This is a genomic window from Streptococcus pseudopneumoniae (assembly GCF_001072925.1).
In the GTDB taxonomy this organism is placed as follows: domain Bacteria; phylum Bacillota; class Bacilli; order Lactobacillales; family Streptococcaceae; genus Streptococcus; species Streptococcus pseudopneumoniae_Q.
Genome location: NZ_JVHE01000127.1, coordinates 1 through 22,882 on the forward strand (window position 1 = coordinate 1; position 22,882 = coordinate 22,882).

The window sequence follows — 22,882 nt, forward strand, 5'->3', positions numbered from 1 at the left end:
TTGTTACTTCAATAATCCTGTATTCTGGGACAGCCGTAGACTTACTTATTATCCTAATGTTATTTTTTGCCAAAAGAAAAAGCAGAAAGGACATCATTAACATCTATTTAGGACAATTTCTAGGCTCTGTTAGTCTAATATTCCTAAGTTTGCTTTTTGCATTTGTCTTAAATTATATTCCTAGTAAAGAGATTTTAGGTTTACTCGGTTTGATTCCAATTTTCCTAGGCCTCAAAGTTTTGCTTTTAGGAGATTCTGATGGAGAAGCTATTGCAAAAGATGGTTTGCGAAAAGACAATAAAAACCTGATTTTTCTAGTCGCTATGATTACTTTTGCAAGTTGTGGCGCTGACAATATTGGTGTCTTTGTCCCATATTTTACCACCTTAAATTTAGCGAATTTGATAGTTACTTTACTTACTTTTCTAGTCATGATTTATCTCTTGGTTTTTTCTGCCCAAAAATTAGCACAAGTCCCTTCTGTTGGAGAAACTTTGGAAAAATATAGCAGATGGTTTATTGCCGTTGTCTATTTAGGATTGGGGATGTATATCCTGATTGAAAACAACAGCTTTGACATGCTATGGGCTGTGTTAGGCTAGGAGAAAAAATTATGAAAAAAGATAGTATCTGTCAAGTGGATGTTATTAATCAACAAAATGTTACAACCGCAACGAACTACCTTGGAAAGGAAAAAGTCCAAAAATCACTTCGCATTTTATCAAAATTTACCGATAATAAACAGATAAATATCATCTTTTATCTCCTTGCTGTTGAAGAACTCTGTGTCTGTGATATAGCCTGTTTACTAAATCTCAGTATGGCATCTGCCTCCCACCATCTTCGTAAACTAGCCAATCAAAACATCTTGGACACTAGAAGAGAGGGGAAAATTATATATTATTTTATAAAGGATGAGGAAATCAGAGATTTTTTTAATCAACTAGGATAACAACTATTTTTACTACTTTTCCATGATTATAGGGAGATTATATATGAAATTTTTTGATGAAAATTACTCACAAGAAATACCTACTCGTATCAAATGTTTAAGAAAAAAGTATAATTTAAAGCAAAGCGACCTAGGTAATGCAGGTCAAGTTAGCCAAGTTGAAAAGGAAGAAATTTGAAAGAATTTGTATCTTTTATTTTTTGTTTCATTTATGCCCTATGCTACTGGAATAGTTAGTAGTCATTTCATGAATCATACGGCACAGCTCTTTTATGGACTGATCGTTATTGTTTCAACGGTAGCAAACTGGTTTTTACATAAAGTAATTGATAAACCCAATATAGATCAGAAAGAATTACTTGAAGCTACCGCACAATATAGGAAGTTATTGATACCTGACCTAATAATTAAAGGAGTGGGATTGATTCTGTCCTTAATTCTCTATCCTCCGATTATGATGTATAGTGTTTTAATTGCGGCATTTTACATCATAACTTTAAAAACACTATCCGAAAAAAGAGTGAATAACTAAAAAACGGTGACCAAAGTTAGGTGTATTATTTTAATGCTTAGAGACCTAAACTATTCCCTATTTTAAAAATATTGATTCAGATTTTATGAAATTAAAAAGTAGATATTGTTCAGAAAATCCTTGATATTACGCTGTTTTTAGTCCAACTGAAATCCATACTTTCCAAACCAGGCTTGAAAAAGGCCCGTAAAGCGTCACAATTTAGTAAACGTTAAAACTTATTTACATTTATTAAAAGCATTTCGTATCAAAAATACGAGATGCTTTTTTTCTAGCTTAATTTTACAAATTGGGTTTTGAAGGACACCATGGACCTATTTTCAAGTTGATAACGACTACAAATTTGTTCTGGAGACCATGAAGATTGTAATCGCTCTTTAATTTCCTACTTCAATTCACAGGAGTCTAACTCGATTTTCTTCTCATCTGCTTAGCCAATTGTTCATTGTGTGTTTGTACTGCTTGTGCAGAGTAAGTGTCATTACAACACTTAATTCTCTTGAGAAGGTTGATTTGTGAACGCCTAATTTTCTAGCTATTTGGCAGAGTTTGAGACCTAATTCTAGGTAAGTCTCTATCTTAATTCGCTCAATTATGGTAATATGATGGTAGCTCATAGATTTCTCCCGTGTTCTGTTTAGTGTGGTTACTTACAGTTTACACGAGATTGGGCTCTATGAGTTTTTTGTTGCACTATATTTTACCATTTATCAAATATAAAAAAGTAAGCTCAGAAAATCTCTGATCTTATTCTCATATCTCTCCAAACAACTTCCGTAAAATTTTCGGTGTGATACGTTGTCCTGGCCCTACGTAAGTATAGGTGTGCAGGTACATGGCAGGATTGAAGTTGAGTTCGATACAGGTGCAATTTGGTAGCTCCTTACTAGCAGGCTTGGTGTAGTCTGGGATAATCAAATCGACTCCACAGGCCCAAGCCCCCATAGCAGTCGCCATATCGGCAGCTAGTTGTTTGTAACTCTCGCCCATCTGGTCAGTCATGTCAATGGAGTCGCCTCCAGTTGAGATATTAGAATTACCACGCAGAAAGGTTTGGCTACCTTTAGGCAAGACTGTATCAGGTGTGTAACCCTGCTGTTCCAACATGAGTAATTCAATATCACCCAGATTGATGATTTCAAGAGGTGAGCGATGGTCGCGACCACGCAGAGGGTCTTGGTTTTTCTTTTCGACTAATTCTCGGATGCTTGAGCTTCCGTCGCCTACGACATTGGCCGCGACGCGGAGCAGGACAGCCTCGCATTTTCCATCCAAGATAAAGAAACGGTACTCGGTCCCTGCCACAAACTCCTCGACTAGCACATGGCTATCTTCCGAAAAGGCGATGTCTAGGGCTTTTTCATAGCCAGAAAGGCTTGTTGGCTCTTGGAAGATGGAAATGCCCAGACCGAAGTTGGTGGATTTGGGTTTGACAACAATAGCAGAGTTGGCTATTTGTCCGTAGTACCGCAAGGCATCGTCCTTGTTAGCAAATTCTGCTCCCGCAGGTACTGGAAAACCAGCCTTGTCCAAAATCTTTTTGGTCACAACCTTATTAGCCATGGCCAGTGGAATTACGTAGTTATCTTTGGATGTCATGTTGCCATTTTTAATGTACTCCACATGGTCACCATGCCAGAGTTTGAGAAATTGGTCTTCCTCATCTAAAATTTCTACGTTCAAGCCCAGCTGAATGGCGTCAAAGAGAATCATTTGGGTGGAGAGTTCCATGTTTTCATAGCCTTTGAGGGCATAAGGTGCTGTCCAAGCATAGTCATGAAAGGCTTGTCCTTGTTGTTGGCCAAATTTTTCAAGGGACCCTTCTTCAACCTGCTCTGCTATTTTTCCAGAAAGGGTCAAACGTGGATCAAGAAGAGAGGCCTCCACCTTAGTGATAAGCTGGCTATAATAGTCATCCAGTCCAAAGTGAGCGACGATGTCCTTCATGGCTGTCACGATAGGTTTAGGGTCAGCCTCTTTAGGAAGTGGTGTGTGGGGATGGCTGAGAGCGATTTGGTTGTTGAGAGTAGCAGCTACTGCCAATTCTTCGTCGACTTGCTCCATATCGTCTAGCCACAAGAGTGCGAGTGCAAAGAGGTGGGTGGTGTCTAGTGTTTCTTGGCTGATTGCCAGTGGCTCAAAGGGGTTGAGGTCAAAGTTGCGGAACTCTAGATAGGAGATGCCCTTAGTCAAAAAGTCCCGGCTAGTCTTAGCACCGCGTAAACGGATGGCAGAGTAAAATTCTTTTTCGGCGGACAGTTGCCCAGATCCAACAGCGTTTTCGATGTCGGTCACGTATTGCTCCAGTGAAGAGAAGGAAATGTGAACATCGGGGGCATTGACATAGCCGTAGTTGGAGTTACGAATCGACCGCACGCAACCAATTTCATCTGTCAAAAACCCTTTTTCTGCTAGCGGGCTTGCTCCGTAAAGGTAGGTCAAGAGCCAGCGATAACACAAGAAGTTCTGAGCTAACTTGAGATAGAGGGCATTCTTGAAGGTCAGTAAATCGTCATAGTCACTGACTTCAAAGAGCTGTTGGGTCAGATCTTTGCCGAGTTCAAAATTATAGTGAATTCCAGATATGGACTGGAGCAATTTGCCGTAGCGTTCTGCCAAACCAACTCGGTATTGATACTCGTAGTCACTTTCCAACTGGGCAATCTGAATCTCTTCTTCTACAATCACAGGTGGCATGGATAAAGGCCAAAGATATTCTGACTTATCCATTGAGCGAATAGCCACATCGGTGATGGCCCCGAGGAAGCGACGAGCTTCCGTGGTCGACTGTGCTACCGGTGTAATGAGCTCTAGTTGAGGTTCGCTATAATCTGTCTGGATATAGGGATGGAAACTGCGAGAACCCAATTTTTCAGGGTGTGGCGTTTGAGCGACACGGCCTTCAGTATTGATTCGTAGAGATTCGCGCTCCAGACCAAAGGTAGCTTGTAAGATGGGAGTATTTGGGGATAATTTTTGAAATACGTTTGATAGGTTCATGATTGGGCCTCGAAATAACTAGTTTCTCTATTATTTTATCAGTTTGTTAAATAAACTCAACTTTCTGCTACGGAGATGGAGAAGGAAATGCTCGGACGAATTGACTATTTACTTGCATTAAATATAAGCAAAAGCATTAGTAGAAGTATTGAAACTACACCTAATAGTTTTTTCCCCACACTCAATCTCTCATTTCTGTCTTTTTTTCGTAGACAGTTATAAAGTCGATCAGAATAAACCTTGTAAGTGTATAAGTTAATTCTTACAGACCTAAACTATTCCCCTATTTAAAAAATAATGATTCATATTTTATGAAATTAATTAGTAGATATAGTTCTGAAAAGCCGTTATATTACGCTGTTTTTAGTCCAACTGAAATCCATACTTTCCAAACCAGGTCTTAAGAAAGCTCGTAAAGCATCACAATTCTCAAAACGTTAATCAATACGATTATATCAACGTTTCAAAGCACTCAAAAGTTTACCTTATGGGTGCTTTTTTCGTATTTTTTGAAAAGTTTACCTCAAAGTTTACCTTATTTTCACCTTATTGTTTTAGAGACTTTAAAGCAAATTCACCAACTGCTATAGGAACTACATTAGAAGTATTGACATAAATCTGAGTTGTTCCTGTGTCACTGTGTGTTAGAGCCTCAGAGATAGCTTCTAAGCTCATTCCTGCTTGTTTAGCAAGCGTGGCTCCTGTATGTCGCAGTTTATGAGGTGTAGCATGTGCCAGCTCTTTATGTCGCTTTCTGATGCTTTTCATTTTATTGTTTAGATAGTCAGCATGTAAAGGCTTGTTGATGTTTCCTCTTGTGTCGATATATGTAAAAACAAATTGTTCTGGATTACTGATGATGCCAAACTTTGCTAGTTCATATTTTTGTTGCTCTTTCCAAGAGGTAAGAAGTTGAAGTAAGTCATTAGAAATAGAGAAAATAGTTTTCTTATTTCCCTTAGTAGATTTTACTTTTCCATATCTATCTAAAGCTTGAATTAGCTGAATCTGTGATTTTGAAAAATCGATATGTTTCCATTGAAGAGCATAGGTTTCAGATTTTCTATCGCCTAAGAAAAAAGTAAGATAAAATAGGACATAATCTTTAAGGGTTATTTTATCATTGTCTAAATCTTCTTGAAATGCTGAGAACCATTCTTGGAGTTGTTCATGAGTTAGATATAAATCTTCCTCTCTCTTTGACTCTGCAAGTTGAATCTTTTTAGTGGCTTTTATTCTTCTTAATATTTTTGCAACTTTATTAGCTTCTATATATTCAAGTTCTTCTGCCCAATCAAAAATGGAAATCACATAGCTACGTAAAGATTTGAAGTTCGCATATTCATCAGCTTTAGATGTCATTAGATTTAGGATAACTTGCTTATTTTGATTTAGAAACTGTATCGTATAGTTTCCAAGAAGTGGTAGTATATGTTTTTCAAAACAGGTTTTGGTATTTGCAACTGTTGACCTGCTTGGTGGCTTAGAAGTAGATGTAGTTTGTCCTGCTTTATAAGAGTCCCACCAGATATTGTTATAGAAGTCTGAGAAAAGAATATCTCCTTTTGCAAGTCCTGAAAATTCATTATCTTCTATTTGATTTAACTTGGTAAGCAAGTCTATCTCAGCTTGCCTTGCCTCCTTTCTAGTTTTAAATCGCTTATCGTAATAGTTGCTATTGACAATTCCAAGAGGCATTCGTGCTTCAATTGGGATATAGACTTTTAAGCGATAAGTTCCATTTTTTGTCTTACTGATAGTCATGATATTCTCCTTGTATATCGAACCAGAAAATATCATGACTATTATAAAACAAAAATATAGATATTTCTAGTTTTGTGAGTAGAGCCATGAGTTAATGGCTTCTTTATTAAATCGTATAGTCTTACCAATTTTTATTGCAGGCAGTCCTCGTTTGATCCAACTGTCTAGAGTGTTGTTTGAGATACCCAAGTAGTGGCAAGCCTGTTGTTTGTTTAAAAACGGACTTTCAAGGTTACTATTGTTCAATCTGTTTTCAATTTCTTTCTTGATAAGTTCAGCAAGTAGGAGCTGAATTTGTTGAACTTGTTCATCTGGTAGAATTACTTGCATCTGTTCCTCCAATGTATGATATAATAGAGGTATCAAGAGATACCCTACTTACTTTTCTTGATTATCTGCAACCTCGTCCTCGCTCGCCAAAGTTTCGGATGGGGTTTTTGATTTGCCTAATTCTAAGATATCCCACTGATTATTAATCGCTATTTTAGAAAGCAATGTTGATAATAAATCCTGTCTACTATTAAGTAACGAATCATTTGCAAAGTCATAAGATAAGGAAACTTCCTGCTCATTTTCTAAGATAGTTTTTACAGGTTCTTCCATTCGTTGAGGATATGATACATAAAACTTAGGATTTTTATCATTTCCTCTTATTGTAGCCAGACACTCAATTCTTCTAACATACTGTGATAGGTCTTCTCTATCGTTCCCTTTTGTGTTGTAAAAGAAATCTAGTGGGTATTTCGAACTGGTGATAATGATAACTTTTGCTGCTCCCATCTTATTTTGATAGCGTGCAGAAATTGGGCTTATGTTGAAGGGGTCTAATAGTTTTAGCCAATCTGACGCGGTTAAACTATCTCCTCGAACGTCGTCAAGAAAAAGGATCTCTTCTCCGTTTACCTCGTCAAAGATGTTTGTGGCAGCAGTCACTACTGATTGCCAGTTTTGAGTATTTAGTTTTGCCAACTGAATGATGGCTTTGGATAACTCTTTTGCAAAGGTTGACTTTCCAAGACCAGTACTACCATGAATGAAGAGAATGGTTTTTTTAAATTCTCCGTTATCTAACTCATATTTAGTACGAGTTCCTTTGATTTCTCCGACAGTACGAAATGTATCGTTTATTCTAGCTTTGTGTACTGCATACAGTGTGCGATATTTCTGTTCAAGAAGTATTTCATTTTTGGTGATATACTCGTTTAGAATGTTATCGATAAGCAAGTCAATATCTTCGTAGGTTTGGTTTACCTCTTTTTTGGCTTTTCCTTTAAGCCAGATTTCTTTCCTTTTGTGATATACTTCTAAGTAGTCTTTACCTGCTAGAGTAACTACTTCATCAGGGCTATATTGATATTTATCTTTATCTTTTGCATGAATTAAGTATGCTAACAAGTTATCGTAGCCATATCTTCCAGACTTTGATTTTTCGAGATACTGTTTTGCTAATCCGATTTTTTTCGCTAAAGTAGATAGTGTTGCACCTTTGCCTTTATCAAACTTGAGCAAAGCATGAATATGTGGTTCGGCAAGTTCAGTAGTTGTTTCTTGAAGTTCTTTGTCGAATTCTACAGATGTGTCCTTATCATGCTTAATTGCATATGCTTCAGAAACTGTTGCAACTTTACTAACTCTTCTGACAATTTCCTCAAGAATTTTTTCAATATCCGCTGATTCAAGTAGTTCTTTATTCCAGTCATTATCCCAGAAGCCATTTGAGAATTGTTGCGTTAATAGCACTGATGTTAAAAGGGCTTCCTTTTTTGTATTTGTCATAATAATTAAACCTCTTTTCTAATTATTTTTTAAATTATTTCAGTGTTAGACTATCGACAAGCCCAGTCTAACACGCGTTAGAAATAATTAAAATTAAATTCAGATACTCTTGGGGCTTTGCCCCAAACCCCAGCCTCTCCTGCCCGATGATAAATCATCGACCCGAGAACGCTTGCCAATTCAGCAAGGGATGGGGTAGTATTTTTTGTCGCTTCACTCCTTGCCTTCGGCATCGTTGCGCTTAAAAAATCTCCACCCCTCAAGCCCTTGCGAATAGGCATTTTCCTGCTAATAAGGTCGTGCCGACACTAAACCGATGATGAAACTTCAAAATAAACTTACTGTCGCACCTAACAAGTGTAGCAGAAAAAACGCTAGCTATACCTTGAAAATAGCTCTTGCATCCGTTGATTTAACCGTTCCTTGTCTCTTACTTGAATAGTACGAAACATCTTGACAGATTCTCCCTCAAGTTGGAAATAGCCATATCCTCGTGGTTTTACCACAACTTCATCTTTTTCCATATCAGGAAAAAGGAGTTGCCTGTTGTTGGTAGACATGAGAAAACTAGTAGACAATGAAATTATACAGTTGAAGTTATAACGACCTGGTAAATCAGACATCAAGAAACGCTGACTAGACAAAATAATTCGTAAACCTAAACTTCTACCCATGCTATTCATCATCAACATTTTTGATAAAACATCTTTATGTTTCTTCTTATCTGTTTGTTCTAAATAAGCAAGGAAAGCCTGCCACTCATCAAAAATCAAGTAAAGATTATGGGAGTTTTCTTCTTGTTTATTAAGTCTATTTTCAAAGCGTTGGCAGACTGTTTCAAATAGTTCTAGACAGTCAAAGCCTCTTGCAACATGATTGCTAGTCATTGGAAACATCTCTTCATCTGCTTTAAAATCGAGAAAGTAAGCTTCAGCATCTGTATCATGAAATGAAATGAGTCCTAAAAGTCTTCTCAAAAAAGTGGATTTTCCCGAACCAGACGGGCCTGCAATAATCCATGCGAAAAATCGGTTAATGTCAACGGTTGCAGGGGATGGGTGTCCCCTGTTGTTGACGTCAAAAACGTTTTTGATCATGCTAGAAGTCCTCTTCGTAACTGACTTTCGTCTGTCTTGTCATTCGATTGTATACTGCCTCTCCACTCGTTTTGACATCGAATTTAGCAACCCAGCCAGAACCTGCGGTCAGTTCAACAGTTAGTACATCTAATGCAAACTCATTAGTGTATAGAGCAATAACACCTACAAAGTAGTTTTCTAATGACAATTGTTCATCATCATTTAAGTTGTTTGCCAGATAAACCCAAATATCTACACCACCAGTAGTAGCAGGATTTATAGTTTTTAACTGTAAATCCTGATATAAGTTTTGATTGAGATGATTAACTACTTTTTGTAAGACAGTAGCCTTTCGAGCTTGTAATTGCTTGTCAATTGTCTTGTTTAGTTGCCAATAAATTAACTCTTGAATCAAATTTTTTAAAATCCTAACTTGATTTCCCGATAGCAAGAGACATTGCTCCCATATATTTCCGTTGTTATCAACAACTTCATTTGATAGTAGAAGAAACTGTCTCTTTAGATAAATGTATACAACATTCAAACCTTGCCACACAAGCGATGCAAGGATAAGATAGAAGGATATTTTTATCAACATATATGTTACCTCGTCATATAGTGAGTAGTTATCATCTACACAATGCAGATGATAACTCACTATTTTTATCACTTATTTTAATGAAATATCAGCAAGCTCAGCTACAAGAGCGAGTCCGACCGGTTGCTTCAACTTGTCAAGAATAAATGACAAGTCATACTTGTTAAGTATGATATCAGTATTGATCAAACCATCTAAGCTCTCGTTTTGATAGTTTTTCAACTTGACTTTAAAAGTTGGACAGTAAGATTCTTGATTAATGCTAGCGAACTGTTCATAGAGTTTGACATCTACGCATGTTAGAGATGCCCAAGGGCGTTGATTTTCTTGACCTTCGTTTATAATACCATAGTTTTTGTCAACAACTTTTATTGTTGCTGGCACTGTAACAGAAGTTAACAAAGCATCTAAAAATGCTTTTGAGCTAGTGTGGTTGCCCACGGTTAATTTGTTTTCTTTTGACATACTAATTCTCCTTGTCAAAAAATTCATGGTCAGACTATCGCGAATGCTGACGAGTAAAAAGTTATAACTTAGACTACACCTATAGTATATCTCTTTTTAATTCTCCTTGAGATGCGGGTTTGAAATAAATTCCGCAGTTCTAATTTTATAAAATACAAAGTCTTATAAAATGGTATACTATTGTAGTGAGATAAAGTTGTCTGATATTTAAAACTTAAGTATGTGAGCTTGAAAAGCAACGTACATCTCATTTTTATTTTAGATAGTAGGTGTGTTATGAATCAATATGATTATTTTAATTCCGAATTTTATCCTGGAAAAATTAGTGTTAGAGATATAGTAGATTTTTTAAAAAATCAGATTAGCCCAGATCAAGAAATATCTTCTGATGAGTTATTACAAAAAATACAATATAATGATATTTCTGAAAAAGAAATTTCTATGAATGAATTGGCGAAGTTTATAAATAAAAAAAGATTTCCAGATGTTAAAAAAGATTTTTTATTAGAAAACTTTAACAGAATTATAGATGCTCAACGAAAGAGAGATAAAAAAAGTAAATCTTATTCGAGAAGAGCTTTTTTAGATAAATATTTTGAAGGATTAGCCCCAGAATCAGAAGATACCTTAGCAAAATGGTGTAAAGATGAGCCTAAAAAAGAATCAAGTAGATTAAAATTATTATTTGCATTTGATAAAATGCCTGTTGCTCATGAGATGTTCAATGATTATTTTTTAAAAAAAGTTTTAGAAGAACAGTTTTCAAAGTACTTAATGAAGGACAAAAATAGTAAAGAAGACTCACTTGAAGTAGCTATGCTATGCGATATTTATAATTTAACTCATTTCTTATTACCTTCTTTAAAGATATTGGCTAACAGTGTAGATAGTGATTTAAATCAACAAATAAAGAGAGAGGTGGAAAGAAACTTAGGAACTAGGTTGAATAAAAATTCTTATAAAAAAGAAATGAGTATAATTAACAATATTCTTAAAGAAGTATCGGGTGATAATTTAAGATTGAGTAGAAAACAATTCGAGAAATTTTTATCCTTATTAAGTTCAAAGGGGTATGTTTTCGATCTAAATTATCCTTCTGAAGTTGAACTTATTGATAAATTTCTTAATATTACGAAAGAACAGGAATTTTCAATGGAATGGGATGATTTAAAACCAAATAAAGCATCAGGTTACATTATTCATAAGAATAAATTCAAGGGATTAACGAATCATAGATTTTATTGCAAATCTCCAAATAGTAATAGTAAGTATTTGAAAACTGAACTGCCTAGAAAGAATATATTTAAAGATAAAAAGCTTGTTTTAGATGGAAAGGGCAAGAAAAAAGTATCTAAAGAAGTGATACAAACAATTAAAAAAACTAGCATATCTAGTAATGTTGCTATTGTTAAACAAAAAATTTGTATAAATTTAATTTATAGGTCAAATAAAAATATAAATTTAGCATTTCGTCAGTTACCCAAGTTTAGTAATAATACTATAAGAAAAGGTAAAAGTATATCGAAGGATCGTAAAGCGTTGATGGATGTTGAATATAATCAATGGTTTCATATAATTAATTACTTTTATAATGTAAATGTAACAATTAAGGATAGAACTATTAAAATTAAGGTTAAATCTCTATCAAAACTTCAAAAAGATCATAATCATTTTAAAGTTTTAGGAACTTATGAGAAGTTACTAAATCAAAATAGTAGAACCTTTTTTGATAGAATTAAAGAAGCTAATCATTATGATAATATCTATTTATAATTGACAAAAAATTAACTACTCAAATATAAACGATTATCCGATTATTATTTTGGACTTATTTAATAAATAATGCTAATTTTATGTAAATAAGAAGTATCTATTAATGTTTCGATAAAAATTCCTCCACAATATTATCTCGTGGAGGAATTTTTGTTGATATTTATAAAATAATTTTCTACTTTATATTTTTTACAATTTCATTAAATGAAGATACAATTTTTCCTTGTTTTTCTTTTGGTAACTTTGTTAAATTTTCAAAAAGTATTTCTGGGGAGTCTTCTCTTTCTGATTCATATGATTGTAGATTAAAGAACTCTTCTACTGTTAGATTTAGGGCTTTGATTACGGACTCAAGAGTTTTTATCTTAAAATCATACTTCATGTTTTCTATATTTTGAATCGCTTTAACACCTAGTCCAGCGATTTCAGATAATTTTTCTTGACTTAATCCCTGTGCTTTTCTGCACTCACGTATGCGAAATGCGATATGCTTTTGTAATTTATTGTATTCCATGTTATCTACCATTTTACTATCTGTTTTCGCTAAAAATAAGTATAATAAACTATCCAAAAACAAGAAAAGTATGGTAAAATAGTACTATAATTTAATAAAATGCATAGGGCATTGTACAAAAGGAGTTTATAAATGTCAAAAACTACGAAAAATAGTCATGGTACTGCTAAAAAATTGTATACGGGTACAGTTATTTCTGCCATCGCAGCAACTGGTCTTGTCGGCACAATCGGAACTGCTCACGCAGATACAGTAGAGCTTCCATTGCCTACAACTGCTCAAACCGAACCAGCTTTGGTAGAGAAAGAAGCACCTAAGAAAGTGGAAGTGAAAACTCCTACTAAGGAAGAAGTCGCTGAACTTGGTGCTACTGCTAAACAAACTCAAGAAGATGCAGATAAGGCAAAAGAAGTCTTGGATCAAGCGAATGAAAATTCTGATAAGGCAGAAAAGACAGTAACAGACTTGAAACAAGACCAAGCAGATGCTCAAAAGATTGCTGACAAAGCAACACCTGAAGTTATCAAAGATGCTGAGAAGAAAGTGGAAACTGCTAAAGCAAAAGTTCCAACTGCTGAACAAGGGGTATCTTCTGCGCAAACTGAACAAGATGATGCAGACCGTAATGTTGCTATTCAAGGTAAAACAGTTGGTACTAAGCAAGCAGAAGTCACACAAGCGCAAAATGGAGTTACTGATGCTAAAGCAGAAGTGAAAACTGCGGAGGATGCTTTAAATGGTGTTGGTCTTGCTGACGCTAAAGAGAAACAAGACGCAGCGATTAAAGAAGAAGCTACAAGCAAACAAGCTCAAGCTGATGCACAAGAAGCTCTTGATGCTGCTAAGAAATTGGATGGTGAACTTGCTGACCAACTCAAAAAAGCAGAAACCACTGTTAAAACTGCTACACAAGATGTAGAAGCTAAAGAAGCAGAAGCTAAAGAAGCGAAAGCTAACCGTGATAATGCTCTTGCTACTTACAACCAAGCGGTATCTACTCTTGATGTTCTTCAAGATAGCTCTAAGAAACAAACCATCACTCTTTCACCAGCTTTCATTCAAGCAGTGAAAGAAAATATGGCTTATAACGACCAAGATACAAGTTCTTGGAGTTTAGAAGACCGTGATAAACGTACTATGGAACTTTACAATAAGATTGTGAATGCTCAAGTAGAACACAAGAAACTGAATAAATACGTTCCAACCAAAGCTGATCAAACTGATAAAACTCGTTATGACATTAACAATCTCCCACAAGAGATTAAAGATGAGTTGAACTACTATGTAGTAGACCTTATCAACCAAATGCGCCGTCAACTTGGTTTGTCTGATGTAGTTCTTTCAAAAACTTCTCTTGAATTTGCCGATAAGGTTGCAAAAGAGTATTTGAAAGCAAACTTCTCTAAAGCAATGAAAGATGACTACCGTGCTAAAGGTGGTGTCGGACACTATGCTATCGGTATCAACAAGGTTGCCAAAGAATATGGTCTGCCTACAACAGATGCCGAGGAAGAAAGCAAGGGTGAACAGTATTATGAAAACACTGTAACGACTTATTCTTTCCATAACTTTGACGATGCTGATGGGGTTTACCGTAAAACTCTTGGCGAAATGAAAGCTAAGTTGTATGATGACCTTGTGATGTTGGTGTCTACTAAGGGCGACTACGCTCACACAGAGGGTATCCTTCAGTTCGACCATGCTCACGAAACTATCTACTTCGGTGGTGTAGCACAAAGTAAAACAGACGACTTCTATACTACCCACTTCTTGACTGCTATTCGTAGTGACTATGTAGACGGTTCTAAATGGGATAAAACACCTATTGCAAACCCACTTAGCGATGAAGTGATTGAGCGTAAATTGAGCGAAGCTCGTCAAGCACTTGCTGATGCTATGACTGCTCGTGATAACACACAAGCTACATTTGAAGCGAAAACAAAAGCAGAATCAGATGCTAAACTTGCTCTTACAAACGCTGAAGCTAATTTGACTGCTTTGAAAAATGGTGAAAGCCCACTTGCCAACGCACAAAAAGCTTTTGATAACGCAAAAGAACGTCATGATATGGCAGTAGTTACTCTTTCTAATGCTAATGCTCTTGTGAACAATTTGACTGTTACACAGTCTGTTAAAGAAGAAGCTCTTAAAGATGCACAAGCAAAATTGAAAGACGCTGAACAAGTTCTTAAAACTGCACAAGAAGCGCTTAAAGCAGAAGAAGACAAGATGAAAGAGCTTGAAGCGATTGCTACAAGCAAAGCCCAAGCGGTATCTCTTGCTAAGAAAGCACTTCAAGATGCACAAAAAGAAGTTAAACAAGCTGAAAAAGAACTTGCAGACCTTAACGGTGCGCACACTCGTTTGGCAGAAGTAAAAGCAGAGCTTGAAAAAGCAGAAGCAGAGCTTAAAGAGGCTTATAAAGCACAAAACGAAGCCAAAGTAGATTATGAAACTAAGAGCCTTGCAGCAGGTCAAGCTCAAACTGCTTACGAAACTGCCAAAGCTAAGTTTGAAGAAGCAGAAGCAAAACGCTTGGCTGCACTTGCAGAAGAAAAACGTAAAGAGCTTGAACACTTGGGGTATAAACCAGTACCAGTGGTAGATGGTAAAGGTAACGTGGTGGATTACACAGCAGAAAAAGTAACCGTAGGAACTAAAGACGATAAAACATATCAAGCTCCTGCACAAGCTACAAATGCAAAAGCAGAACCTAAGAAACAACTTCCAAATACAGGAACAAAGGATTCAGGACTTTTAGCATTGCTTGGAGCAAGTGTTGGACTACTTGCTTTGGTAGGGAAACGAAAATTTAGATAGCAAGAAAGAGGGGTTCCCCCTCTTTTTAATAAATGAAAGGATCTATGATATGAGAACTCCTAAAAAATACTCAGATTTACTTAAACGAAAAGAACTCACTAGTGCTATTATTGCAGAATGTATATACTCTGTAAATAAGCGAGCTAAAAACTATCGTGACAAGATAAAAGAATATAAAAACGCAAGATATTATTTACATCAACAAAATAACATTGAAAATGCTGAAGAAAATATGGAAAAATACTATGATATGAAAGAAAAACTATTGAGTAAATATAAACCAACAATGATTCATAAGCAATTTATAGGAGAGAAAAAACAACGAGTCTATAGTTATGAAAAAAATTATGAAAAGCTATATAACGAAAAAAGAAATGCTATAGTTTGGGAAAATAGTTACTATGACTATGGCACGAACAAGGAAATTGAATTTTTTGATTATAGTTTAGGTAAGAAAGAATATCTTTATTTTTTGTACTATGAAATAGGTGAATATAGTTTTCATTCTCCAATTGATGAAAAAAGAGCAAAAAATTCTCAATTAGAAATCAAAGAGATAGATGAAGACTTTCAAACTCGTGGAGCAGATATTGTAGATTTACTTTCAAAACAATTTGTACAAAAAGTAATAGATTTGTTGGAAAGTGGAGAGTATACATTGCTGGGATAGGAAAAAGTTATTCATCAAACATGGATAGTGATAACTTAAAAGAGAGCGCTATGCTCTCTTTTCTATTGTGTTGTTCTGATATGTAAAAATTTTATATAAGGGAAACTTTTGATATTCTGGTTCGATTTTTGCTTATTTTTTATGAAAGTTTACCTTATTTTGATGAAATTGATTGAAATTAGTTGAAATTTTATGTTTTGAAAACTTATGAAAGCGTTGATTTTAAAGCACTTTGAAATTAGATGAAATAAGTGGTGCCCCAACCAGGTCTTAAGAAAGCTCGTAAAGCTTCACAATTCTCAAAACGTTAATCAACACTACTATATCAACGTTTCAAAACACTTCATGGTTCACACCATGGGGTGTTTTTTTAATGATTTTAAGCAAAATTCACACCAATAGTCTTTGTCTTATACAATTTCTTCCTAGTATGAGTTTAGTATGATATAATTAAATACGAATAATATTAAGGAGTTATAAATGAAAATAGGAAAAGGTATCAAATGGATTTTGATTCTGTTAAGTTGCTTGATTGCTATAGTACTGATAAGTTCTTTGTTCTTCTCTAATCATAATAAGAAAGATACAGAAGCAGTAAATGCTACAACAGAACAGGTTTCTACTACTAGTACGACAGCGACTAGTACAACAATCACTAGTTCAACGACTACTCAAGATAGTGTTACGACTACGGAGGAAAAACCTTCGACACAAGAAGAGCAAACGAATGCTGAATCACAAAAAATAGATGAGCAAGCTATTCTCAATGGAGATTTCTCTACTCTAGTTGGAACGTGGAGAAATGGGCTTGGCCAAGAGTTTACATTCGATAAAAATGGACTAGTAGACAGTGGAAATATTGAAAAAGTGAGCATGGGTAACCATGGAACTATTGAATTCAGTGTTAGATCTGGTTTTACAGGGTATGGAATGAGTGTTTACCCTGCTGGACTTATTATAGATGGGTTAGATTCTGACTTAAGTAAAAACAGACTTACTGCTGGTCAAGCTGCTCCAACTAGCTCAGAACAAGTTTTTTATAAAGTAGACTAAATGATTAACCATCTCATCAAATTTGAGGTGGTTTTCTTCTTTATTTGTGAGTTGTGATCATTTTATGAAGGTTAATCAAGTATGCTTCAAAAATAGCTTCCATAGGCGTTCCAACCTGTTTAGCAAGATGTTGGAATTTATGAGGACCTTGACGGGTATTATTTTTGTTCAGAGTATGTTGTGTTATAATGTATATACGATATGAAAAGATAAAGATATGTCTTTAAATTCTGTAAATGTCACTTTGTGTAAATATGAGTAAATTTGAATCTAGAGAACGATAGGAAATGTTTTACAATGATAAGTTTAGAGCTGATGTCTGAAGAAAATAGCATAGATGTTTATTCTTTTGAAAAAGAAAATCGGGAGTATTTTGAGCGGAATTTACCTCCTAGACCAGCTACCTATTTTGATTCAGAAGGTTTTAAAGAAATTACAAGGGAATTGTTAAGGGAACAAGAGAATCATGATGTCTACATGCATCTTATTAGAGATGCACAAGGTACTATGGTCGGAAGAATCAATTTAAGTGTCTTAGAGGATGATCGAAAAACAGCAGAACTTGGATATAGGATCGGAGAAAATGTTACTAATTTAGGTTATGCAAGTGAAGCGGTTAAACTCGTTTTAGAAAAGGCCTTTACTACTTATGGTTTACATAAGATTATCGCAGGGACGGCAAGGGACAATCAGGCCTCTCAGAGAGTGCTTTTAAAAAATGGTTTCACCTTTAGTAAAATCATAGAAAATGACTTTCAAATGAATAACGAGTGGATTCATACGGCAGTATTTGAGATAAGGAATCTATAGCATCATCATCATTACCAGTCGTTTGCCAAAACTTAATATTTCTAGTAGACATTCGTCTACTTTTTTTATATAATAAAACTAAACCAAAGTGGTTGAATTTTTAAAACAAAGTCAACCTACGATGAAAGCATCACGCTAGGAGGTAAAACATGTACCAACCAGAAAAACTCAAGGCTCGGAGAAAAGAGTTAAAGTTAACACAAAAAGAGATTGCAGAGCAGCTTGGGATTAGTTTTCAGGCTTATTCAGCTTGGGAACGTGGAGTCAAGGAGCCTTCTAAAGAGAAGGTTGCTCAACTAGAAGATATTTTAAAAGTACCAAAAGGTTATTTCACCCAAATCGAAATTATTCGCCTTTATAACAGCCTTTCCAATCAAGGAAAAGAAAAGGTGGTAGTCTATGCTCGCAACCTAGCTCAAGAAGAACAAGCCAAGAAGGTGACTGCTATTTCAGAAAAACTTTTCGAGTATCATGTTTATGAACGCATGTCGGCTGGGATTGGGGCTTCGGTTTATGATAATCAAAACTTTGATACGGTTTACTTTAATGAAGAACTAGCTCACGATTTTGCTTCCTGGGTGTCTGGAGATTCCATGGAGCCTAAATATCAAAATGGTTCCGTGGCTCTGATTCGAGAGACCGGATTTGATTATGACGGTGCTGTCTATGCAGTGGTTTGCAATAACCAGACCTATATCAAACGAGTCTACCGAGAAGAAGATGGCTTACGTTTGGTCTCCATCAATCCTAAATACAAGGATATTTTCATTTCTTACGAAGAAGATCCGCGGATTGTGGGTATTATCGTGGGCAATTTCGTACCCATGGAGGGATAATCTATGGGCTACTTTGATTATTCCAGAGAGCCCCAAAGTGATATTGCCTTTGTCGATATGAAGTCCTTTTATGCTAGTGTTGAGTGTGTAGAAAGAGGACTCCATCCCCTCAAAACCTCCCTTTGTGTCATGAGCCGGGCGGATAATTCTGTTGGGCTTATTCTTGCCTCCTCGCCTATGTTTAAAAAGGTTTTTGGGAAAGCAAATGTAGGCCGTGCCTATGACCTGCCCTTTGATATTAAGACACGTAAATTTTCCTACTATAATGCCAAAAAACAAGGCTTACGGACAGACCCGGACTATGTGAAATTTATCGAAGATTGGGCTCGGGTGACCGTCATTGTCCCTCCTCGGATGGATAAGTATATCGCAGTCAACATGGAAATTCAGCGCATTTTCCAGAATTATGGCAGTCCTAATGATATTTATCCTTATTCAATTGATGAAGGCTTTATTGATCTAACCAGTTCGCTCAATTATTTTGTCCCAGATCAGCAGATTTCTCGCAAAGATAAGCTGGACATGCTTTCGGCTTGTATCCAGAGAGATATCTGGCGACAGACCGGGATTTACTCGACAGTCGGTATGTCGAATGCCAATCCTCTGCTTGCTAAGTTGGCCTTGGATAATGAAGCCAAGCACACACCGACCATGCGAGCCAATTGGTCTTACCAGGACGTGGAGGATAAGGTCTGGTCTATTCCAAAGATGACCGATTTTTGGGGGATTGGGCATCGGATGGAGAAGCGTTTAAATAGCTTAGGTATTTATTCGATTAAGGAATTAGCCAATAGCAATCCTGATGTCCTGAAGAAGGAGCTTGGCCAAGCTGGACTTCGCTTGTGGTTTCATGCTAATGGGATTGATGAGAGTAATGTTCATAAGCCCTATAAAGCCAAATCTCACGGTCTAGGAAATTCGCAAATTTTACCGAGAGACTATGTCAAGCAGCGAGACATCGAAATTATCCTCCGAGAGATGGCTGAGCAGGTGGCTATCAGGCTTCGACGGGCCAGAAAGAAGACGACAGTTGTGTCTATTCATCTTGGATTTTCTAAGCGGGAACAAAAACGTTCCATCCATACCCAGATGAAGATTGAGCCGACCAATAATACCAGTCTTTTAGTCAGTTATGTACTGAAATTATTCCATAGCAAATATACTTCTGGGGCTGTCAGAAGTGTTGCCGTTAGTTATTCAGGATTTGTGGACGAGTCCTTTGCTTTAATTTCTCTTTTTGATGATGTTGACAAGCTAGAAAAAGAAGAAAGGCTCCAGACTGCCATTGATTCCATTCGAGAACGATTCGGATTTACTTCTCTCTTGAAGGCGACTGCCTTAGAAGACGCATCGAGAAGTATTGTCAGAAGTAAGCTGATCGGAGGGCATTCCGCTGGAGGATTAGATGGATTAAAATGATTGATCGTTCTTATTTGCCCTTTCAATCCGCGAGGGATTATCAGGATCCAGGCATGCAGAAGTGGATGGGCTTTTTTCTATCGGAGCATACGAGTTCACTCAGTGCAGAAAAAAATCGTGTCGATTTATCAACAGATTTGAATCCAGTTGAGAAGTTGCTCTTGCTCTCTCAACTCTATATAAATCAACTAAAAGGCTCTTTTGTGGTCAAGGAGAAAAATCATAAAAGCACCATATTGGGTGAAGTAAGAGAATTATCTCCTCAAGAAATCTCTGTTAGAACGGATGAAGGCTATCGATTAATAAGGGTAGATGATATTCTCACAATCCAACTTTGTCAGGAGGAAGTTGATGACTAGAAAAGAGTTATATGAAAACAAACTACAGATGGACTATTTTTCAGATGACTACATTCGTTTTGAGGAAGATTTTCAAAAATACTCTACCATGAATGTACCCCTGACCTTTCTCATTGATGATATCCTACGGACCATGGCCATCAACCAAAAGAACTACTTTGTTTTAAATAAGGAAAATGCCAAAGATGGCAGAGATCATTATTATTATTTTGAGATAGATTGTCGCGTAGGATGTAGAAGTTTTCACTATAAAAAGCATGTGAATAGATAATTTGAACGCTACGACAGATGAAGCCTATATTTATTTTGAAAATAAATTATCCAGTGAATTAGCACCCCTAACAGAGAGTGCTAAAACATCATAAATTCATCAAGTGATTTCGAAATTTTTGAGAATAACGGAAAAAACGTTAAAAATGTTTGATCAGTAGATAAATATATCGATGACTATATTTTTTATCATATTGTAAAATAAAAATTTCTGAAAATTTTTTATGGATCTGAAATTTTTCTCCACAAGAATACAAAGACTAGTAGATTTAAGAATGTATAGACCCCGAAAGTTAAATTTTTTTGGGGTGTAGTACAGAGGAATTCCTCCCTCTCAAAGCCTCTCTTTTGTCATGAGTTATTGGATATCAAGAAATGCAAATCTTATGAACTATAATGCCAAGAAATAAGGCTTGTCAACAGATCCAAAATTTATCTAAGATTGGTTCCGAGTGCTTCTGCTTATTCCTTCTAGAGATTGCAGTCAATATGGTGGAAATTTAGACCATTTAATGCAGAATAGAGAGTCCGATTTGTCATCAAAAAAACATCATTTTCTTAGTTCTTGTCATAGATTTGTAATGAAAATGTACTTTCTTTGTAAAAATCAAAATGCTATAATTCTCTAAACAATTTTCCTTGCACAAGGAGGTTATTATGAAAAAATATAGATTGTTAAAGAAAAGTTTCTTGGCGCGTATCCTTGGATTGCTGATGGTATTTCTCTTCTTATCAGCATTCACAGCACCTGAAAAACCAGACTATGGTATCTACGATCCAAATCACTATTTGACAGAGGACACTATCACACAAATTCGTGATTTGAATGAAGCTAATAGTAAAAAGGCAGAAAAGCTCCAAATAGGTGTCTATATCGTAGATAGTCTGGAAGGAGAAAGCATTGAAACGGTGGCTAATGAAACTGCCAGGGCTTGGAAGATTGGCTATTCAGGAGATAATTTTGGAAGTCTCATTGTAGTAGCTGTTCAAGACCGTAAATCGAGAATTGAAACCAGTAATAACACCGCCATTAGAATAACGGACTATCAAACCAAGCAGATTTTGGCAGCCAGCCGTACAGATTTCAAAACTGGTGACTATGGTAAAGGAATTCTAGCGATTGCCAAAGGCTTGGACAATCAGTTTTATAGAGGAAGTGGAACATTTCCATCTGATGAATCCTCTAAAATCAAACGTTATTCTGATAGCATCAGTGGGAAAAAATCGAGTCGCAATAGTAGCTCGTCTAGTCATCGTAAGAACAGTGACCCTATGGACAATGTGTTTGGAGTAGGGATAATCATTTATTTCATTATCGTATTTATAGCCATTATTAGAGGAGGCGGCGGTGGCCGAGGAGGAGATTCCTCTGACGGAGGATGGTGGTTTAGTGACTCATCCGATTCGGATTCATCTTGGTCAGACTCAGGTTCAGATTCTTCTGGTGGCTGGGACGGCGGAGGCTTTGATGGTGGAGGTTCATCTGATGATTGGTAATGTCAGTATAAAATTTAAAGAAATGAGTAGGTTTAGATATGAAAAATAAAGGAATCATTTATGTATTGAGCATTTTACTAGCCATTATCTTGCTGGGAGGTTGCTCGGTTGTAGGTACTTATAACGGTCTTGTCTCCGAACAGACCAAGGTAGAACAAGCTCAAGCAAATGTAGCGACAGCTCTTCAACGTCGTTCAGACTTGATTGGAAATTTGGTAGAGTCTGTAAAGGGACAAATGAACCATGAGACAGAGGTCTTCACCCAGATTGCAGAAGCACGTGCAAAAATTGGGAATGGCTCTGTTACTTCAAAGGAAAACCAAGAGGCTCAAGGTGAGTTGAGTTCAGCTATTTCACGCCTGCTTGTGTTGACAGAGAACTATCCTGAGCTTAAGAGCAATCAAAATGTGGAACAACTCATGACGGAGTTGGCTGGAAGCGAAAATCGTATTTTTGTAGCCCGCAAGGATTACAACCAGGCAGCAACTGACTACAATCAAAAATTAAGAAGCTTCCCAACTGTTCTCTTTGCTAATATGATGAACTTTAAAGAAGCAGAAACCTTCAAAGAAAGCGAAGAAGCCAAGATAGCTCCAAAGGTTGACTTTAGTACTTCTACATCAAAACAGTAGACTGGTCGATTATTTCTAAGAATTGCAAGATCTGGAAACTACTTTCCAGGTCTTTTTGCTATA

Annotated in this window: 23 protein-coding genes and 1 pseudogene; 15 read left to right on the forward strand and 9 right to left on the reverse strand. The window is 36.2% G+C overall.

Annotated elements, in window-relative coordinates:
- From ADH81_RS10005 to ADH81_RS10015, 4 genes are all read left to right on the forward strand, one after another.
- On the forward strand, window positions 1-602 hold a 602-nt coding region (locus ADH81_RS10005; RefSeq protein WP_065427779.1), incomplete at its 5' end, for a CadD family cadmium resistance transporter.
- An 11-nt stretch (window positions 603-613) separates the two neighbouring features.
- Window positions 614-952 carry a Cd(II)/Zn(II)-sensing metalloregulatory transcriptional regulator CadX gene (cadX, locus tag ADH81_RS10010; protein ID WP_049528799.1) on the forward strand — a complete coding sequence of 113 codons (339 nt, stop codon included), beginning with the start codon at window positions 614-616 and terminating at the stop codon, window positions 950-952.
- Window positions 953-995: 43 nt separating this feature from the next.
- Entirely contained in the window at window positions 996-1,130 is a 135-nt protein-coding gene (locus ADH81_RS11560; protein WP_000667627.1) for a hypothetical protein, read from the forward strand.
- 69 nt (window positions 1,131-1,199) lie between these two features.
- Window positions 1,200-1,484: a hypothetical protein gene (locus tag ADH81_RS10015; RefSeq protein WP_014334291.1), complete on the forward strand. Its 285-nt coding sequence runs from the start codon at window positions 1,200-1,202 to the stop codon at window positions 1,482-1,484.
- A gap of 292 nt (window positions 1,485-1,776) precedes the next feature.
- Here the strand turns inward: ADH81_RS10015 and ADH81_RS11595 are convergent.
- The 8 genes and pseudogenes from ADH81_RS11595 to ADH81_RS10055 all read right to left on the reverse strand — a co-directional run.
- Window positions 1,777-2,101, reverse strand: a pseudogene (locus ADH81_RS11595) (transposase); the annotation flags it as partial.
- 136 nt (window positions 2,102-2,237) lie between these two features.
- Window positions 2,238-4,484, reverse strand: coding sequence for a bifunctional glutamate--cysteine ligase GshA/glutathione synthetase GshB (gene gshAB / locus ADH81_RS10020; protein WP_049528802.1), 2,247 nt, complete (start codon window positions 4,482-4,484; stop codon window positions 2,238-2,240).
- Between the two features lie 546 nt (window positions 4,485-5,030).
- Window positions 5,031-6,248, reverse strand: a complete 1,218-nt coding sequence (locus tag ADH81_RS10025) for a site-specific integrase (protein WP_049528804.1) — start codon at window positions 6,246-6,248, stop codon at window positions 5,031-5,033.
- A 66-nt stretch (window positions 6,249-6,314) separates the two neighbouring features.
- Window positions 6,315-6,578, reverse strand: coding sequence for a helix-turn-helix domain-containing protein (locus tag ADH81_RS10030; protein ID WP_020900056.1), 264 nt, complete (start codon window positions 6,576-6,578; stop codon window positions 6,315-6,317).
- Between the two features lie 48 nt (window positions 6,579-6,626).
- A complete protein-coding gene (locus ADH81_RS10035) occupies window positions 6,627-8,024 on the reverse strand; it encodes a Rep family protein (protein WP_049528807.1) in 1,398 nt (465 codons plus the stop codon).
- A 374-nt stretch (window positions 8,025-8,398) separates the two neighbouring features.
- Window positions 8,399-9,121 carry an ATP-binding protein gene (locus ADH81_RS10045; protein WP_049528811.1) on the reverse strand — a complete coding sequence of 241 codons (723 nt, stop codon included), beginning with the start codon at window positions 9,119-9,121 and terminating at the stop codon, window positions 8,399-8,401.
- Between the two features lies 1 nt (window position 9,122).
- On the reverse strand, window positions 9,123-9,701 hold the full coding sequence (locus ADH81_RS10050) for a hypothetical protein (RefSeq protein WP_239682098.1): 579 nt from the start codon (window positions 9,699-9,701) through the stop codon (window positions 9,123-9,125).
- A 72-nt stretch (window positions 9,702-9,773) separates the two neighbouring features.
- On the reverse strand, window positions 9,774-10,166 hold the full coding sequence (locus ADH81_RS10055) for a hypothetical protein (protein WP_049528813.1): 393 nt from the start codon (window positions 10,164-10,166) through the stop codon (window positions 9,774-9,776).
- A gap of 276 nt (window positions 10,167-10,442) precedes the next feature.
- Between ADH81_RS10055 and ADH81_RS10060 the strand changes: the two genes are divergently transcribed.
- Window positions 10,443-11,939: a hypothetical protein gene (locus ADH81_RS10060; RefSeq protein ID WP_049528814.1), complete on the forward strand. Its 1,497-nt coding sequence runs from the start codon at window positions 10,443-10,445 to the stop codon at window positions 11,937-11,939.
- 175 nt (window positions 11,940-12,114) lie between these two features.
- On the opposite strand, the gene ADH81_RS10065 is transcribed toward ADH81_RS10060, so the two are convergent.
- On the reverse strand, window positions 12,115-12,453 hold the full coding sequence (locus ADH81_RS10065; protein ID WP_049528818.1) for a helix-turn-helix domain-containing protein: 339 nt from the start codon (window positions 12,451-12,453) through the stop codon (window positions 12,115-12,117).
- A 132-nt stretch (window positions 12,454-12,585) separates the two neighbouring features.
- Between ADH81_RS10065 and ADH81_RS10070 the strand changes: the two genes are divergently transcribed.
- The 10 genes from ADH81_RS10070 to ADH81_RS10115 all read left to right on the forward strand — a co-directional run bounded on the left by ADH81_RS10070 (window position 12,586) and on the right by ADH81_RS10115 (window position 22,819).
- Window positions 12,586-15,273, forward strand: a complete 2,688-nt coding sequence (locus ADH81_RS10070; protein WP_049528821.1) for an SEC10/PgrA surface exclusion domain-containing protein — start codon at window positions 12,586-12,588, stop codon at window positions 15,271-15,273.
- A gap of 49 nt (window positions 15,274-15,322) precedes the next feature.
- Complete coding sequence (locus tag ADH81_RS10075) at window positions 15,323-15,943, forward strand: hypothetical protein (RefSeq protein WP_049528823.1); 621 nt, start codon at window positions 15,323-15,325, stop codon at window positions 15,941-15,943.
- Window positions 15,944-16,423: 480 nt separating this feature from the next.
- A complete protein-coding gene (locus ADH81_RS10080) occupies window positions 16,424-16,996 on the forward strand; it encodes a DUF6287 domain-containing protein (protein WP_049528824.1) in 573 nt (190 codons plus the stop codon).
- Between the two features lie 297 nt (window positions 16,997-17,293).
- Window positions 17,294-17,806, forward strand: a complete 513-nt coding sequence (locus ADH81_RS10085; protein WP_049528827.1) for a GNAT family N-acetyltransferase — start codon at window positions 17,294-17,296, stop codon at window positions 17,804-17,806.
- 149 nt (window positions 17,807-17,955) lie between these two features.
- Window positions 17,956-18,642 (forward strand): helix-turn-helix domain-containing protein, encoded by a 687-nt coding sequence (locus tag ADH81_RS10090; protein WP_049528830.1) that lies wholly within the window; start codon window positions 17,956-17,958, stop codon window positions 18,640-18,642.
- Between the two features lie 3 nt (window positions 18,643-18,645).
- A complete protein-coding gene (locus ADH81_RS10095) occupies window positions 18,646-20,061 on the forward strand; it encodes a Y-family DNA polymerase (RefSeq protein WP_049528833.1) in 1,416 nt (471 codons plus the stop codon).
- Window positions 20,058-20,420, forward strand: coding sequence for a hypothetical protein (locus tag ADH81_RS10100; protein ID WP_049528837.1), 363 nt, complete (start codon window positions 20,058-20,060; stop codon window positions 20,418-20,420). Before ADH81_RS10095 ends, ADH81_RS10100 begins: the two co-directional genes overlap by 4 nt.
- Window positions 20,413-20,691 (forward strand): DUF5960 family protein, encoded by a 279-nt coding sequence (locus ADH81_RS10105; protein WP_049528839.1) that lies wholly within the window; start codon window positions 20,413-20,415, stop codon window positions 20,689-20,691. Before ADH81_RS10100 ends, ADH81_RS10105 begins: the two co-directional genes overlap by 8 nt.
- A gap of 656 nt (window positions 20,692-21,347) precedes the next feature.
- Window positions 21,348-22,187, forward strand: a complete 840-nt coding sequence (locus ADH81_RS10110; protein WP_049528840.1) for a TPM domain-containing protein — start codon at window positions 21,348-21,350, stop codon at window positions 22,185-22,187.
- Window positions 22,188-22,225: 38 nt separating this feature from the next.
- The gene (locus ADH81_RS10115) at window positions 22,226-22,819 is read left to right on the forward strand and encodes a LemA family protein (RefSeq protein ID WP_049528841.1); all 594 of its coding nucleotides are present in this window, start codon (window positions 22,226-22,228) and stop codon (window positions 22,817-22,819) included.
- The last annotated feature ends 63 nt before the right edge of the window (window positions 22,820-22,882 follow it).

What these genes read in the sequence shown, in the direction of transcription:
- cadX (WP_049528799.1), top strand. Translation starts at nt 614, where the DNA reads ATGAAAAAAGATAGTATCTGTCAAGTGGATGTTATTAATCAACAAAAT.
- ADH81_RS11560 (WP_000667627.1), top strand. Translation starts at nt 996, where the DNA reads ATGAAATTTTTTGATGAAAATTACTCACAAGAAATACCTACTCGTATC.
- ADH81_RS10015 (WP_014334291.1), top strand. Translation starts at nt 1,200, where the DNA reads ATGAATCATACGGCACAGCTCTTTTATGGACTGATCGTTATTGTTTCA.
- gshAB (WP_049528802.1), bottom strand. Translation starts at nt 4,484, where the DNA reads ATGAACCTATCAAACGTATTTCAAAAATTATCCCCAAATACTCCCATC.
- ADH81_RS10025 (WP_049528804.1), bottom strand. Translation starts at nt 6,248, where the DNA reads ATGACTATCAGTAAGACAAAAAATGGAACTTATCGCTTAAAAGTCTAT.
- ADH81_RS10030 (WP_020900056.1), bottom strand. Translation starts at nt 6,578, where the DNA reads ATGCAAGTAATTCTACCAGATGAACAAGTTCAACAAATTCAGCTCCTA.
- ADH81_RS10035 (WP_049528807.1), bottom strand. Translation starts at nt 8,024, where the DNA reads ATGACAAATACAAAAAAGGAAGCCCTTTTAACATCAGTGCTATTAACG.
- ADH81_RS10045 (WP_049528811.1), bottom strand. Translation starts at nt 9,121, where the DNA reads ATGATCAAAAACGTTTTTGACGTCAACAACAGGGGACACCCATCCCCT.
- ADH81_RS10050 (WP_239682098.1), bottom strand. Translation starts at nt 9,701, where the DNA reads ATGTTGATAAAAATATCCTTCTATCTTATCCTTGCATCGCTTGTGTGG.
- ADH81_RS10055 (WP_049528813.1), bottom strand. Translation starts at nt 10,166, where the DNA reads ATGTCAAAAGAAAACAAATTAACCGTGGGCAACCACACTAGCTCAAAA.
- ADH81_RS10060 (WP_049528814.1), top strand. Translation starts at nt 10,443, where the DNA reads ATGAATCAATATGATTATTTTAATTCCGAATTTTATCCTGGAAAAATT.
- ADH81_RS10065 (WP_049528818.1), bottom strand. Translation starts at nt 12,453, where the DNA reads ATGGAATACAATAAATTACAAAAGCATATCGCATTTCGCATACGTGAG.
- ADH81_RS10070 (WP_049528821.1), top strand. Translation starts at nt 12,586, where the DNA reads ATGTCAAAAACTACGAAAAATAGTCATGGTACTGCTAAAAAATTGTAT.
- ADH81_RS10075 (WP_049528823.1), top strand. Translation starts at nt 15,323, where the DNA reads ATGAGAACTCCTAAAAAATACTCAGATTTACTTAAACGAAAAGAACTC.
- ADH81_RS10080 (WP_049528824.1), top strand. Translation starts at nt 16,424, where the DNA reads ATGAAAATAGGAAAAGGTATCAAATGGATTTTGATTCTGTTAAGTTGC.
- ADH81_RS10085 (WP_049528827.1), top strand. Translation starts at nt 17,294, where the DNA reads ATGATAAGTTTAGAGCTGATGTCTGAAGAAAATAGCATAGATGTTTAT.
- ADH81_RS10090 (WP_049528830.1), top strand. Translation starts at nt 17,956, where the DNA reads ATGTACCAACCAGAAAAACTCAAGGCTCGGAGAAAAGAGTTAAAGTTA.
- ADH81_RS10095 (WP_049528833.1), top strand. Translation starts at nt 18,646, where the DNA reads ATGGGCTACTTTGATTATTCCAGAGAGCCCCAAAGTGATATTGCCTTT.
- ADH81_RS10100 (WP_049528837.1), top strand. Translation starts at nt 20,058, where the DNA reads ATGATTGATCGTTCTTATTTGCCCTTTCAATCCGCGAGGGATTATCAG.
- ADH81_RS10105 (WP_049528839.1), top strand. Translation starts at nt 20,413, where the DNA reads ATGACTAGAAAAGAGTTATATGAAAACAAACTACAGATGGACTATTTT.
- ADH81_RS10110 (WP_049528840.1), top strand. Translation starts at nt 21,348, where the DNA reads ATGAAAAAATATAGATTGTTAAAGAAAAGTTTCTTGGCGCGTATCCTT.
- ADH81_RS10115 (WP_049528841.1), top strand. Translation starts at nt 22,226, where the DNA reads ATGAAAAATAAAGGAATCATTTATGTATTGAGCATTTTACTAGCCATT.